This window comes from Porticoccaceae bacterium LTM1, from assembly GCA_030252795.1.
GTDB lineage: Bacteria > Pseudomonadota > Gammaproteobacteria > Pseudomonadales > Porticoccaceae > SCSIO-12696.
In genome coordinates, this window is record CP127080.1 from 1,766,052 (window position 1) to 1,778,270 (window position 12,219).

The 12,219-nt window shown below is 49.6% G+C and carries 13 protein-coding genes; 3 read left to right on the plus strand and 10 right to left on the minus strand.

All coding sequences use genetic code 11. The annotated features are described in order from the left end of the window. Position 1: 1 nt before the first annotated feature. Genes QP938_07630 through gspE form a run of 10 tightly spaced genes read right to left on the minus strand, consistent with a single transcriptional unit; the run spans position 2 to position 8,236 of the window. Positions 2-577, minus strand: a complete 576-nt coding sequence (locus QP938_07630) for a hypothetical protein (protein WIO73183.1) — start codon at positions 575-577, stop codon at positions 2-4. Continuing rightward, positions 577-1,191, minus strand: a complete 615-nt coding sequence (gspM, locus tag QP938_07635) for a type II secretion system protein GspM (GenBank protein ID WIO73184.1) — start codon at positions 1,189-1,191, stop codon at positions 577-579. Before gspM ends, QP938_07630 begins: the two co-directional genes overlap by 1 nt. Continuing rightward, positions 1,184-2,317, minus strand: coding sequence for a PilN domain-containing protein (locus QP938_07640; GenBank protein ID WIO73185.1), 1,134 nt, complete (start codon positions 2,315-2,317; stop codon positions 1,184-1,186). Before QP938_07640 ends, gspM begins: the two co-directional genes overlap by 8 nt. Continuing rightward, on the minus strand, positions 2,314-3,264 hold the full coding sequence (locus QP938_07645) for a type II secretion system protein GspK (GenBank protein WIO73186.1): 951 nt from the start codon (positions 3,262-3,264) through the stop codon (positions 2,314-2,316). The genes QP938_07640 and QP938_07645 overlap by 4 nt, the downstream gene beginning before the upstream one ends. Continuing rightward, positions 3,261-3,980, minus strand: coding sequence for a type II secretion system protein (locus QP938_07650; protein ID WIO73187.1), 720 nt, complete (start codon positions 3,978-3,980; stop codon positions 3,261-3,263). The genes QP938_07645 and QP938_07650 overlap by 4 nt, the downstream gene beginning before the upstream one ends. Next, a complete protein-coding gene (locus QP938_07655; protein ID WIO73188.1) occupies positions 3,977-4,378 on the minus strand; it encodes a prepilin-type N-terminal cleavage/methylation domain-containing protein in 402 nt (133 codons plus the stop codon). The genes QP938_07650 and QP938_07655 overlap by 4 nt, the downstream gene beginning before the upstream one ends. Then, on the minus strand, positions 4,371-4,832 hold the full coding sequence (locus QP938_07660) for a GspH/FimT family pseudopilin (protein ID WIO73189.1): 462 nt from the start codon (positions 4,830-4,832) through the stop codon (positions 4,371-4,373). The genes QP938_07655 and QP938_07660 overlap by 8 nt, the downstream gene beginning before the upstream one ends. An 8-nt stretch (positions 4,833-4,840) precedes the next feature. Beyond that, positions 4,841-5,257, minus strand: a complete 417-nt coding sequence (gene gspG, locus QP938_07665; protein ID WIO73190.1) for a type II secretion system major pseudopilin GspG — start codon at positions 5,255-5,257, stop codon at positions 4,841-4,843. A gap of 57 nt (positions 5,258-5,314) precedes the next feature. Beyond that, on the minus strand, positions 5,315-6,526 hold the full coding sequence (locus QP938_07670; protein ID WIO73191.1) for a type II secretion system F family protein: 1,212 nt from the start codon (positions 6,524-6,526) through the stop codon (positions 5,315-5,317). After that, positions 6,527-8,236 carry a type II secretion system ATPase GspE gene (gspE, locus tag QP938_07675; protein WIO73192.1) on the minus strand — a complete coding sequence of 570 codons (1,710 nt, stop codon included), beginning with the start codon at positions 8,234-8,236 and terminating at the stop codon, positions 6,527-6,529. A 140-nt stretch (positions 8,237-8,376) separates the two neighbouring features. Between gspE and QP938_07680 the strand changes: the two genes are divergently transcribed. The 3 genes from QP938_07680 to yegQ all read left to right on the plus strand — a co-directional run bounded on the left by QP938_07680 (position 8,377) and on the right by yegQ (position 12,021). After that, positions 8,377-9,633 (plus strand): DUF819 family protein, encoded by a 1,257-nt coding sequence (locus QP938_07680; protein ID WIO73193.1) that lies wholly within the window; start codon positions 8,377-8,379, stop codon positions 9,631-9,633. A gap of 54 nt (positions 9,634-9,687) precedes the next feature. Then, positions 9,688-10,587, plus strand: a complete 900-nt coding sequence (locus QP938_07685) for a DUF3667 domain-containing protein (protein WIO73194.1) — start codon at positions 9,688-9,690, stop codon at positions 10,585-10,587. 81 nt (positions 10,588-10,668) lie between these two features. Continuing rightward, positions 10,669-12,021 carry a tRNA 5-hydroxyuridine modification protein YegQ gene (yegQ, locus tag QP938_07690; protein WIO73195.1) on the plus strand — a complete coding sequence of 451 codons (1,353 nt, stop codon included), beginning with the start codon at positions 10,669-10,671 and terminating at the stop codon, positions 12,019-12,021. The last annotated feature ends 198 nt before the right edge of the window (positions 12,022-12,219 follow it).

A 12,219-nucleotide genomic window follows, 5' to 3' on the forward strand; every position in this document is an offset into this window, starting at 1 on the left:
CTTAATCTTGTTTTTGCCCAGTGTCGTTATCTCTGGCTCTTGGCTGTGGCCTGCGTACAGGAGGTGGCATATCGGTTACTAATCGAAACTCCTGCTCCTCACCATCCAGGCTTAGCACTACCGTCTCCGGTGTAATTCGGTCGACGCGCCATTTCTCCAAGAACATTCCTACCTGCAACTGTACCCGGCCTGTATTCCCAGTTTCTGATTGAGATCCATTTTTGGCAGTAAAGTAAGCGTAGGTCTCATTTCCGGTATTCACAACTCCGGTTAGATCCCAGCGGGACTCTACATCATTGTCTGTGCCAGTCTCTGCAGAAACAAATCTCGGCTTACGATCCCAACTGAATAGAGACCTGTCTACGACACCCTGAAACTCTTCAACGACTGGCATTGATTTCAGCTCTACGGCTTGATAGTTCTGATAAGGGTTATGATTTTCGGTATTAGTGTTTCCGCCCAGTAAACCACCCGAAAACTGAATCAACGCTATTTCAATGACCAATGTCATTAGGCAAATAAGCAACAGTAGAACCAATACTGAAGTAAGCGGATTTTTTTGATTGGCAATACTCATTAGTTCGCCTCCTCTGTTTGTGCGGAGGCATAGCTGACAAGATCCATTGCAATAGTCATGCTGAAATTGGTTTGAGGCGTATTATTACCACGACGTCGACGAGAGATTACTCGCAAAGTTCGCTCGCTGACTGAATCAATCTTCAGGTTTTCGATAAAAATAATTGGCTGTGCAGATTCGATGGAATGAAGCAGGTTCAACAGATTAGTCACCTCCCCCCGTACCTGAATTCGCAACCCCATTGCCTGGGTGCCATTCAGCGGTTGCGCCTGATATTGCTGTGAGCTGACACTCTGCGCACCACTCTGGCTGACAAACTGGTTGATTAACTGCTGCATTTGGGCGCTGGCAAGCGCTACTTTTTCAGCTTCAAAGAACAGCGAGGTATCCTTTGTATCCTTTTCTAATTGCTCTAGGGTTTGGTCGATATAGGACTCATTATCCAAAAGGCGTTCATAACGGCTCAAACGACTGGAGAGATCTTCAACTTCTTCCAGTCTTTCGCCGTAAGAATTGGTTACCGGAGCGATTAACCAGGCCCAAACCAACAGAATGATCACGGCTAAAATGGCCAATGCCAGTGATCGTTGCATAACGGGTGACAGATTATTCATTGCCACCTCCGTTATTGGTAACCAGATCCAACTTTATCTGGAAGCGATCTCGATTGGTTGCCTGGTTACGTGTTGTGGAAGATTCAAAATTTACGTTTTGAAACATTGGAGAAGCTTCCAACAAAGCAATCAAAGCCGACGCCTGTTGCGACTCCCCTTCCAATTTAACGTTTTTCTCGTTGATCTCCACACTTGATGTCCAGGTGTCGTCTTCGATAATCCGGGTCAGTTCATCCAAAACTGCTAATCGACTTGGAGTGGTGTTTTTACGCTCTATCAGGTTTGCCCCTACATCCACTTGCTGGATTAACTTCGCCTGCTTGGCTGATACGGCCCTGGCCTCGGCTTCTATGGCATCTATCTCATTAACAAGCGCTTGCTTGCGTTGTTCAAGTTGAAAGTGGGGAATTACAAACACTGCGGCAAAGGCTATCAGCAGAAAGATGAACAGGCGACGATTCAGTTGATTCCAAACCGGCTGAGCGATTGGACGATCCGTTTCGGGCAGCATATTCCAGCTACTGGACTGCGGCCGATTCAATTCACCGGTTATTGATTTAGGTGGCAATATTGCCGACGGGCTCAATCCGAGTACGGACAGGTTACGATTGATTAAACCAGCAACTCGATTCGGCGATGCCACGAGTTGAACCTTGACCTTGTCGTGCTCCGGGTGCCGGGAAATCAATTGGTATCCTACCATTGCCTGACCCGGCCTAAAGGGAGTAAATCGATCCAGCTCAAATTCCACAACACTGCTCAAGTTATCTGCCGTCGCCAATGGCAAAACAACCTGGTGATTTAAAACATGAGAATCATCCAGCCGAACCAGAACCCTGGTTTGTCCCGACATTCCTTTTAAGAACTGTTGGCGTATATCAATCAATTTTTCTTCAGAATCATTCAACAGGTCACAAACTGCCAGCAAATGAACTTCACTATTTTTGTAATGATCTATACGACAGGCTGAGTCCGAGCACTCCACTGTTAACGTTTCTACGGTGGGTGAAAATCGCTGCAGCAGTTTGTCGGGCAACAAGGCTTTCAGTTGACCCAGCCACCAAATCATCGCATTGTTCAGCGCCGTAGACCCCTGAAGTTGTTTTTTTAATTGTTCAATCATCATTCGTTGTCAGCGTCCAATTCCTGTACTTCAAAAGAACCAAGAGTCAATTCGTATTCAGGCTTTATGTAAGGTTTCCAGGCCAGAATCTCCAAAGACGCCTGATTGCGCCCTCTGCGTACTCTAAGCGTAGTTGTTACTCCAGACTGTTTCCCTTTCTCCGTAACACCAACTGCATCCATGGTATAGATAACACCTCGGGTTCTGCTCATGAACTGTCGATCAATTTGCGGCACTGATGGCATGGGAAGACCATCTTTATGCGCTTGTCTGCGCTGATCGATATAACTTTCCAGCATTCCTACGGAGTCGTCCGACAATGCCATCAATACAGGTAAAGGGGCCACCTCAGGGTTTACCCCCTGTGATCTTGCATATACGGTCACGTATGGCCTGACTGCATTAAAAATCTCCTGATCCATCCCCAAAACCTGCTTCAACTCATCCACACTGGTGAATAATGCGTCCTTTGCACCATAACTTAAGCCCGCCTTCAGGTAATCGGCATCTTCCACGCCATTTAATCGAACCAGGTCATCCTCATCCCTGTAATCCGCAATAGCCGCAGCCAATTGTTCGCTCTTTTTTTCGTCTACGGACAGACTTTCAAATAATCGAGTCAGTAGCAACTCGTTAGCTGCGTTGATATCGATTTTGCCATTTTCATCCGTCACCACTACATCCACTTGACCGTCATCCACCTCAACTGTTATCAGCTGACCATCTCCAAGTAAACGGTTGGCTGGCAGAGGATCCAGCAAATTTAATATCACTAGCCGAATGCCACCGTCTGCCAGATATCTGGCCTGAACACCACCAGCAAATGCCTCCAGACTATTGGTGGTTTGCCGACTGGATGCAGATAGCCCGGCCACCAGCACAGTCAGCAGTACCAATACCCAGAGTACTGCGATTAGTGCGTAGCCTTTTTTCTGACGAGGCAGTATCACTCATTATCCCCTGCTATCAACCGCTGTCTGGCAAAGCGAAATGCAGCCACCAGAGAACTCAGTTTTTCGCCCGATGGACCTGGTGTTTGATACAACACGCCTACTTCTACCAGTTGCGGCAGTAAATAACCCGGCTCCCAATCAGAGACCCAATCCAAGTGATCGTTTTCATCTTTTTGCAGATACTGGAAGCTGATTTCCTCAACATCAGTGGCGATGATTAATTCATTTTTTTCACCACTATCGGGATCGCCATAGAATTCATCAAAATTTTCATTTTCAAAGTCGACAACCTGAGTTATTCCACCCTCACCATCCAGCTCAATCACAGCGTCGTCATTGAAGGTTTCATAGCTCATCACCAATTCACGCTGTTGCTCTTCGTTCAGTCGTAATTCAAGCGTCCACCAATACAGGGTTCCATCGCTGTTATATCCGGGAAATGGTGCGACAAAACTGAGTTTTTGTTCGGAGCCGGTAAACGATACTATTCGCTCCCCAGTGCTGTTACGCAGTCTGAAAAATCGTGCCGAGGATAAATGATTGCGAATTTGTTGATTCACCAGATACTGATGCTCCGAGCCATCTTGCCTATCACCGATTCGATTCCAGGCTTTTGACGTTAAATTCAGTGAGCTGGCCATCAGCACGGCCATTACCCCCATAATCACAAGAGCGATCATGAGTTCGACAAGGGTAAAGCCGCGACATTTCACAGCTCACCTCCAATACGAACCGTGCTCAGGCGATAATGGCGTTTTTTGCGATCGCCCCAGCTTACATCGACGCTGTATATAAATGCGTCATAATCGGCATCAAAGCCCTGCTGTTTGATAAATAAGGGGCTGTCTAACGGCAGACGATAGGCTTTCACCATGCCTTTCCAGTAAAAAGTGTCACCCACCCTGCCAGAGCGGGTTGCCGCACCCGATTCTTCGGCAATCAGCAGTGCCAACTGGGTTTCAGCAATATCTATGGCCTGATAGTAGTGCTCACTGACATGGGTAATTTTGGCAGAACTGCTCACGATACGCAGAATAATGGCAAGGCTGACACTGAGAATGGCCAGTGCCACCACGACTTCGATCAAGGTAAAACCACGCCATTTATTCATGGATTTTTACCTCACCGGTCAACCACAACACCTCTATTGATATTTGCTGGCTTTCCGAGGTAACCGTTATTTCGCCGCCATTGGATGTACCATCCGGGTAAAACAAAATGGCACTGGAAGGCAACTGTAATTCTCCCGGATGCTGATCGGCCCTCAAATCCAGGGTAATTCCATCACTGACGTAAACCTCTTTATCCATCGGTTCCAGTCTGTACCGGGTACCGTCCGGTGCCACATGGAATGCGGCAATCGAGCTTGTTGTCAATGATTCGGATCGAACGCTACGCAAGCTGGAGGCGATTTTCCTGACATCACTTTTCAGGTTGGCACTACCTACAGCGGAAGTAATATTTGCCCCAACCAGAGTGAGGGTCAACGCAGCAATCGCCAGTACTACCAACAACTCCAGTAGCGTGTAGCCGTGATGCTGATTGATTGAATGCGCTGACTGCATGACACTTTTTATTCCCAGCTGACAATATCCGCATCATCACCTGTACCACCTTCGCGATTATCTGCCCCTAACGAATAGAGGTCGTAATCACCATGTTCACCCGGTGAGCGGTAAACATACTCGTTGCCCCAGGGGTCCTCTCGAATCACTTTTTTCTTGAGGTAAGGGCCATTCCAGAATCGGGCATTTCCCGGCTTTGAAACCAACGCATCCAGCCCATCCTGAGTGGATGGGTAGCGTCCCATGTCCAGATGATAAAGATCCAGGGCTGTGGCAAATTCTTCTATTTGGAGTGCGGCAGTTTTGGTTTTTGATCCGCCGACCTGCTTTAAAATTTGAGGCCCAACCAAACCGGCAAGAAGACCTAGAATCAACAGAACCACGAGCAGTTCAATAATCGTAAATCCTTTATTTCTGTATTGCATAAAACACTCCGAAGCTTGTATTAGAGGCACACTCAAAATACGCCATTTGTTATTTGATTAAATTGCTAATTCATTAATTCCCAAAATTGCTACCAGTACTGAAATAATGATGAAGCCGATCAACAAGCCCAAACCAATAATCATGGCTGGCTCTACCAGTGCTAATGCGCGCTTCAAGGCAATAGAAACCTCTTCATCGTAAACCTCTGCGACTTTCAGCAGCATTTCATCCAGCTGGCCAGTCTCCTCACCCACCTGAATCATCTGCAACGCAAAATCAGGAAATACCTGACTGGCAATCATTGGCCCGGCCATATCACTGCCATCTTTAACCTGAGAGGTCACTTCGGTCAGGTGACCCGCCATGACCCGGTTTTGCAGAGCCTCCCGAGCAATATTCAAAGCACCCAATAACGGAACGCCTCCGCGCAAAAGCGTACCCAGACTGCGGCTAAAACGAGCCATCTCCACTTTTTGGGTTAGATCCCCCAACAAACGATTATTCAAAACCCGCTGATCCCAACGGCGGCGCCAGGCATCGTCCGATTTCTTTTGGCGGATATAAAAAACCATCAACAAAAGTACGATCAGTAACACCCATCCGTAATCTCGAAGCCATTGACCGGATGCCATTACAAATGCTGTAGCTGGCGGCAGACTCGCCCCCATATCGGCAAACAGGCTGGCAAACTCTGGCAACACCACTACTGTGATAACAATCAACGCAATAATGGCAACCACTAGCAACACTGCCGGATAAATCAATGCAGACACTAACTGCTCTTTCAAACCACGTGCTTTATCGAGGTAGACAGATAAGTCTCTAAGATTTTCAGACATCGCCCCGGACATCTCTGCCGAGCGAATAAAGTTTATATAAAAGTTACTGAACAGCCCCGGAAACTGCTGAAGTGCTTTTGATAGCGTAGAGCCGCCGCGCACCGACTCCTGAACTTCACTGACCATATTGTGTAACGCATCGTGACGACACACCGAGCGAATGATTTCCAGTGAACGATCCAACGGTAAGCCGGCACCGGTAAGAATAGACAACTGACGGGTAAACTCCGTCAGATCATTGGCGCGAACTTTACTGCCGCGACGCTGGGTTAGCACGGCACCGACCTTAGTCCCCTGCTGTTGCGCTGAAATTGGAATCAGGCCACTGCTCTGTAGCTGTGCAATGACTTCCGCCTGCCCACCCGCAGACATCTGGCCGGTACGAATTTCCCCCTGTGGCGTAACCGCTTTGTAGTCAAAAACCGGCATTTACCCCTCCTGGGTCACTCGCACCACTTCTTCGATGCTGGTGATGCCCTGCAGGGCTTTTTTACAGCCATCTTCAAACAAGGTATCCATACCTTCCTCTCGTGCCACTTTTTCAATCACGCTGGCACCGGCGTGTTGCAATACCAGTTCGCGAATACGTTCGCTGATCACCAACTGCTCGATAATGCCGGTACGACCTTTATAACCAGTACCACCGCAGGCCTCACAGCCGACACGTCGGAACAGCTGCACCGGCTGACCATCAGTAAACTGGTCGAGCTTCAGTTCAGACACCAATTCCGGTCTTGGGGTATAGGTTTCTCGACACTGTTTACAGAGTACTCTAACCAGACGTTGCGCCAATACCGTATGAAGCGTGGAATTCAGCAAGTAGTCCTCCACCCCCATCTCCAGTAAACGGGTAATACTGCTGGCGGCGTCGTTGGTGTGCAGGGTCGATAGCACCAAGTGGCCGGTCAGGGAGGACTGAACACAGATTTTGGCGGTCTCCAGGTCACGCATCTCCCCCACCATGATCACATCGGGGTCCTGACGCATAATCGACCGCAATGCATTGGCAAAGCTGAGCCCGATCGACGGATTCACCTGAATCTGGTTGATCCCCTCCAGGTTGTACTCCACTGGATCTTCCACAGTGATAACTTTGCGCTCTTCGGTATTCAGGCTGTTCAGTGCGGTATAGAGGGTCGTGGTCTTACCGCTACCGGTAGGGCCGGTCACGATGATCATGCCGTGGGGCATATCCAGCGCTCGAATGAACTGCTTCTTGAGTTTGTCGGTAAAGCCGAGGCTGTCAAAGTCCAGCGCCACAGACTCCCTTTTCAACAGACGTAGTACCAGGCTTTCACCATACATGGTGGGTACTGTGGACACGCGAATATCAATATCCGCGCCCTGCACCCGCTGGTTTATACGGCCATCCTGGGGTAAGCGGCGTTCAGCGATATCCAGTCCCGCCATAATCTTGACCCGCGATATAATCGCCGGGGCCATTTGCAGTGGCGGAGAATGCTCGTCGCGAAGCACACCATCCACGCGCTGGCGGACTTTCAGTTGATTTTCAAACGGTTCTATATGTATGTCCGATGCGCGCTCATCCACTGCACGCTGGATAATCTTGTTTACCAGTCGAATGACCGGTGCCTCACTGGCCATATCCCGCAGTTGCTCTACATCCTGTTCAGAGAAATCGACACTTTCGCGATCGGCTTTATCGGTAGCTGCGCTGTATAGGCGATCCAAAACACCTACCAGCTCGGAGGCGACCCCGATACCCGGCTGCACTTTCATTTCCGTGGCCATCTCTATGGCCTTGATCGGGTAACTATTTTCGGGATTGGCCATTGCCAGGGTGATAACACCATCGGACTCCGAGATCGGCATCACTTGCTGATCCTTCAAAAAACGCAACGGCAAAAGCTCAGGGAGCACCGGAGTTGTAGGGAATTCAGATGTTTTAAAGAGTTTCAGATCAGTCAGTTGCGCAAGCTGTTCGGCAATAGTGCGCTCAGACACCATACCCAGCCGTACCAGCAAAGTACCAATTGAATCCTGTTCCAGTTGCTCCTGACGAATTCGTCTGGCACGTTGCAGATCTGCTTCCTTAATTGCACCGATTTGCAACAAACTGCGTTGAAGTTGCTCATCCAGTGATGGCGCTTGAGTCAAAGTGTCAGTTTCAGTTTCCATTCGCTTCTCGGATCAGATTCTATCCAAAACCATAGATCATGGCGTTGGATTATCAACAGAATATGACAGCCATATAGGGTTCCCATTCCCAGCCGACACAATTAAGCTAACACGCTTTGCTTTGAAATTGGGGAAAAATAATGAATGAAGCGTCAACTGCGCTGATTACCAGCGACGCTGTAACTTTGGGGATACTGGCTCTGTGCCTCGGCTTTGTGTTCTACACATCCAAGTGTGGTTCGGACAAGTGGAACCGGTTCTATCGAGTAATACCGGCACTGCTGGTTTGCTACCTGCTGCCCTCATTGCTCAATACCTTTGGGGTTATCGACAGCAAAAGCTCTAATCTCTACTACGTCGCCTCACGCTATCTGTTACCAGCCAGTTTGGTGCTGTTAACTCTCAGTATCGACCTGAAAAAGATCGTCGCACTTGGCCCCAAGGCGTTGATCATGTTTGGCACAGCCACTTTGGGTATTGTTGTGGGGGGGCCAATCGCCATTTTGCTGGTTGGCATGATCTTCCCCGACATCATCAATACCGACCTGGTATGGAAAGCCCTTTCAACCGTTGCTGGCAGCTGGATCGGCGGCGGCGCCAATATGACCGCCATGAAAGAGCTGTTTGAAGTGGACGACAACATGTTTGGCGCCATGCTGGTGGTCGATATCATTGTCGCCAATATCTGGATGGTGGGACTTCTGTGGATTGCCAGCCGCGCCGATAAGATTGACGCCCGTCTTGGCAACGACGTTTCAGCCATTGAAGATCTCAAGGCCACCGTTGAGAAGTTCGAAAAAGACCATGCACGTATTCCGCAACTGCAAGATCTTATGGTGATCCTTGCAATTGGTCTCGGTGCAACAGGACTCGCTCACTTTATCGCCGACCTGATTACCCCATGGCTTGGCTCCTTACACTCTTCGGTAGTTCGGGACCTCAACCTTGATTCGCCCTTCTTCTGGCTGGTAGTCATCGCCACAACGATTGGCCTGGTGCTCTCGTTCACTAAAGCCAAGCTGCTTGAGGGTGCAGGTGCCTCCAAAGTGGGATCGGTATTTATCTACTTCCTGGTAGCAACCATTGGCATGAAGATGGACTTGATGGAGATCTTTAAGCCTGAATACGCCACCCTGTTCCTGGTTGGCCTGGTATGGATGGCTTTCCACGTTGGCCTGCTGTTCCTGGTTGGTCGCTGGATTAAATCACCTATGTTCTTCCTGGCCGTGGGCAGTAAAGCCAATGTTGGTGGTGCCGCCTCTGCTCCGGTAGTTGCCGCAGCATTCCACCCTTCATTGGCTCCTGTGGGTGTCTTGCTGGCTGTCCTGGGATATGCACTGGGCACCTACGCCGCCTGGTTCTGTGCCCAGTTGATGAGATTGGCAACCGGAGGTTAATTTTCTCTGTGCGGCACTGCCACCAGTCAGTGCCGCATCTGCTAAGCTCGATGCATGTCCGAAAAACTTGAACTGGAAAGACACTGCGAAAACTGTGGCACCTTGTTGCAGGGTGAGTACTGTCATCGTTGCGGACAGGAAGTTATTCACAATCGTCGCTTCTTTGGCGGCGTAATACTGGATCTGCTCAATACTTTTTTCAGCTACGACTCCAAAGTTAACCGCACTTTTCTTCCCCTGTTCTTTAAACCGGGTTTCCTGACCCGTGAATACATGGCTGGTCGCCGCGCCCGCTACATTCTTCCCTTTCGGTTGTATCTATTCACGAGTGTATTCTGCTTTATTCTTTTGTCTTTCCAGGATGATCTGCTGAAGTTCGATGTCACTCCTGAAGATACCGCATCTCAGGAAGATGCCTCATCTCAGGAAGATACTTCATCTCAGAAAGAGACCTCACTGGGAGATACAATAACCTTTAAAGCTGACTCCGATCTTTCACCAGAATTTGAAGCAAAACTGGAAAAACTCTCGGAAAAGTCCGCCAGTGAATTGGTCAATTTAACCCTTGAGGCAACGCCAAAAGTACTGTTATTGCTGATGCCAATTATGGCCCTGGTACTAAAGCTGTTTTACCTGCGTTCACGAATCTACTTTGTCGATCATTTTGTGGCGGTGCTGCACTGCCAGAGCTTCCTGTTCTTGATGCTCTCACTGATTATGCTGATTTCCTACCTGGGCGCAGCTATTCCTGTTTTCCCGGACTGGACACTGAATATCGTTATAACGGGCATCCTTCTTTGGGCTCTGATTTACCTTCCCATGGCGCTAAAGCAGGTCTATCGACAATCCACCGTCCTGACGGTAGTTAAATACCTGCTCCTGCTCATTATCTATGGCACCCTCTCGATTCTCACCATTATTGCTGCGTTCGGCTGGAGTCTGTTCTGGCTTTAAAGCTGATTTAGATCAATTTCCCCACACCGGTCCTGTGGCAGTATTCGCGCCTTTTTGATTTTCTGTGCGATTGCTGACTCTATGAACAAGCCACTTATTGCCCCCGAACTGCTCTCTCCCGCTGGTACCCTAAAAAACATGCGCTATGCCTTTGCCTATGGTGCTGATGCCGTATATGCCGGCCAGCCGCGCTACAGCCTGCGGGTTCGCAATAACGAGTTCAACCACCTCGATATCATGGCAGACGCTGTGGCCGAGGCCCACTCCCAAGGTAAACAGTTCTTTATTGCCAGCAACATCTCGCCCCACAACAACAAGGTGCGCACCTATCTGCGAGATATGGAGGATGTCATCCAAATGCGCCCCGATGCGTTGATCATGTCAGATCCGGGTCTGATTATGATGGTGCGGGAGAAGTGGCCCGATATGCCCATCCACCTGTCAGTGCAAGCCAATGCCACCAACTACGCGACGGTTAAATTCTGGGGTAAACAAGGAGTAAAGCGGGTAATTCTGTCCCGCGAACTGTCACTGGATGAAGTAGCAGAGATTCGCGAAGAGTGTCCGGACATGGAGATCGAAACCTTCGTCCACGGCGCTCTCTGTATCGCCTATTCAGGTCGATGCCTGTTGTCCGGCTACATGAATAGACGCGACCCCAACCAGGGCGCCTGCACCAACGCCTGTCGCTGGAAGTACAACGCCCAAAGTGCCGAGCAAACCGAGACCGGTGACATTATTTGCAAAGAGAGTGTTGCCACCACTGAACCGCAAAACTGGCAACCGGATGAACAGGCTCCAATTATGCTGCTGGAAGAAACCGGTCGCCCTGGCGAGCTGATGCCGGCATTTGAAGACGAGCACGGCACGTACATTATGAATTCAAAGGACCTGCGTGCAGTCCAGCATGTGGAGCGATTTGTGCAGATGGGTGTGCACTCACTGAAGATCGAAGGCCGCACAAAATCCCACTATTACGTCGCCCGTACCGCTCAGGTATACCGCCGCGCCATTGACGCCGCCGTTGCGGGCAAGCCGTTTGATATGAACCTGATGGTGGAGCTGGATCACCTCGCCAATCGAGGCTATACCGAAGGCTTTTACCGTCGTCATGTACCGCAGGAGTACCAGAACTACACCCAGGGAGCATCGACCAACCCGAACCAGCAATTTGTCGGAGACATTACCCAAGCGGATCCAGATTCCGGTTGGCTGACCGTAGAAGTAAAGAACCGTTTTGAAAGCGGTGATTTGATGGAGCTGATTACACCCCAAGGAAACCTGAGCTTTAAACTCGATGGCATGGAAAATCGCAATGGCGAAGCTATCAGTTGTGCTCCTGGTTCCGGCCACATCGTTCGCGTTCCAGTCCCGGAGCAAATTCAGTTACCCGAAGATGGTGGGTATGGATTGTTGATGAGGCATATTGTCTAGCAGCTTGTTGACAAGCCATATGGTGCGCACGGCGCACCCTACTGGCAAAATAAATTGCACCCAAGCAAGCCCTTGCCCAACCGGAACAGGTTTGCCCGATTTGTGGGTATATGAGGGCGGGCCTGTTCCGGTTGGGCAAGGGCGGGTTTTGGCACTTAAAGGGGGACGGGCAAGTAATGCGTCATGCTCTTTTGTAGC